This is a genomic window from Clostridium sp. DFI.5.61, from assembly GCF_024462915.1.
In the GTDB taxonomy this organism is placed as follows: domain Bacteria; phylum Bacillota; class Clostridia; order Oscillospirales; family Oscillospiraceae; genus Lawsonibacter; species Lawsonibacter asaccharolyticus.
On sequence record NZ_JANGBZ010000114.1, the window covers coordinates 1 to 1,728 of the forward strand.

Sequence of the window (1,728 nt, forward strand, 5' to 3'; positions counted from 1 at the left end):
AAGTCTGCAAATAAAAAGTCAATAGGGAAATAAAGCAAAATTGAGGAGAGAAAAAGGCCATGCCAAAAGCGGCCAGCAGGTAAAGGACGCTGGCCGGATGGTCAGGTATGTAACAGTGCACATTACTTCTGAGGCAGAATAATCGTTGCTTTAGAGAAGTTGTTCCAGTCAAGGCACTGCCCACAGCGGTCACAATAGGACTGGTATTCCCGTTCCATAGTCCTTCTACATTGCGGGCAAACAGGAAAACCCGTCACGCCAGAGAGGTATCGAAAGCAGCGGATGTGTGTAACTGGCATCGGTTCGCGGAAGGCCATCTCTCTCCAGAACTCTGAGGGGATCAACAGGTCATTTGGCGTCAGTTCAAAGCCAACGCAGAGTTTTTCCAGCGTCAGGATCGTGGGCGCAGTCTTGCCTCTGGCAATGTCGCCAAAGTACCTGGAACTGAGGTCACATCGTTCCGAGGCAGCTTCATAGCTGAGCTTTTGAGTATCACATAATTTGAGGACGGAGGTGGATAAATTGTCTAAAAACATCTTAATCGCTCTCTTTCTGTCATAAGATGCTTTTAGCGTATGGGCAATATGGTTCTGCTACAAGGAAGGATACTTCCTTAATTTTCCTCCAGAGATGCCAGATATTCTTTTACTCTGCCATAATAGATGCGCAGGAACTTGTTGGCGCCGGCTGTCATGTAAACCAGATAGGGTTTGCCCTCGGCTCGTTTCTTGTCCATGAAACGGTATACCGGGTCATCCTGGGGCTGTGTTTTCAGTAGGCAGTCCATAACCAGGAATAAGGCGCGGCGCAGCTCCGGCGGCCCGCTTTTGGAAACCCTTGTGCTCTTAGCCTCGTGAGTGCCGGACTGGTCAGCGCCAGGGTCAACGCCCGCAAAAGCGGTAATGGCGTTTCGGTGGGTAAACCGGGCCACATCCCCAAGCTCCGCCATAAGCTGAGGGCCGAGAGAATCGCCTACACCGTGCATGGCCATGACCACAGGGTATTCCGGGAGCTGGGCTGCCAGGGCCTGCATTTCAGCCTTGAGCCGTTCCAGAGAGGCAGAGACGGCGTTCAGCGCATCAATGGCCTGCCGGACCATGGTTTTGGTCAGAGCGTCCTTGGGGAGCATGGCAATCAGGTCCTGTGCTCCGGTGTGGACCTCAACGGCTTTGCTCTGGCTGAAGTTGTAGCCATGCCGTTTACACCACTTACGGTAACGCTCGGCAAAGGCAGTGAGGCTCATGTTTCGCACACAGTCCACATGCCAAAAGGCCGTGGCAAAGTCCACCCACTTCTGGCTGCCGTCCTCACGGACAGGGCTGTCAAATAGGGCGTTGACGCCGGGATAGGTCTGGTCAAGAAGGGCGATGAGGTTGTTTTTCATCATCGTCTTAGTCTTAGCGTATAGACTCTGCTGCCGGTTCAGCGTTTTCAGTTGCATTCGAATCGTATCCATGGGTGTATGTTGGCGCAATTCTGCCCAGTTGTCAAGCCCATAGCGGGCAATCTTCCGGGCATCTGCCTTGTCTGTTTTCACTTTTCGCAGGGTGTTGTTCCCGTAGTCTTTGATAAGCTTCGGATTGACTGCGCTGACAAAGACGCCCTCCTCATGAAGAAAACGGGCTACCGGCTCATAGTACCGTCCGGTATGCTCCATGACTACTCGTGTCTCACCGTCCAGGCTTTTCAAGTAGTCTGCCAGCTCCTTGAGTTCACTGCCGGTGTGAC

General features: G+C 52.7%; 2 protein-coding genes. Both read right to left on the reverse strand.

What is annotated here, in order from left to right:
• Positions 1–122: 122 nt before the first annotated feature.
• Positions 123–536 carry a helix-turn-helix domain-containing protein gene (locus NE584_RS19245; protein WP_055269710.1) on the reverse strand — a complete coding sequence of 138 codons (414 nt, stop codon included), beginning with the start codon at positions 534–536 and terminating at the stop codon, positions 123–125.
• Positions 537–613: 77 nt separating this feature from the next.
• On the reverse strand, positions 614–1,728 hold a 1,115-nt coding region (locus tag NE584_RS19250), incomplete at its 5' end, for an IS110 family transposase (RefSeq protein WP_256183538.1).